We start from the raw sequence: 300 nt of genomic DNA, 5'->3' as shown, positions 1-300 counted from the left end.
CGTTTGAACAAAGGGCCGGTAAGTTTGTGTTGGAAGGTTTAGACAGTCGGATTGATTTTCAGCAATATGAACCCATATTAGACGGATCGTTAGATCCTTATGGCTATGTTAAAGATGTCTATTTGCAGCGAGATGCTCACTTGGTCAATGACGGTAAAGTGGCTGAGACTGAATCTGACGAATTTGATCTAGAGTTTGATGACGAACTATTAGATGATGAGCTATTAAATGACGCACCTGCAGACGACAAATCAGACGATCACACTGATTACAAGGTAACGGACTAGCCAATGTCAAACA

At 41.3% G+C, this 300-nt stretch carries 1 pseudogene; it reads left to right on the top strand.

What is annotated here, in order from left to right:
• A pseudogene (locus AAEZ00_RS20905) lies at positions 1-287 on the top strand (hypothetical protein); the annotation flags it as partial.
• Positions 288-300: the final 13 nt, after the last annotated feature.

The organism is Shewanella sp. S1-49-MNA-CIBAN-0167 (genome assembly GCF_040310145.1).
Classification (GTDB): Bacteria; Pseudomonadota; Gammaproteobacteria; order Enterobacterales; family Shewanellaceae; genus Shewanella; species Shewanella psychromarinicola.
This window is presented reverse-complemented; position numbering and strand designations above follow the sequence as displayed.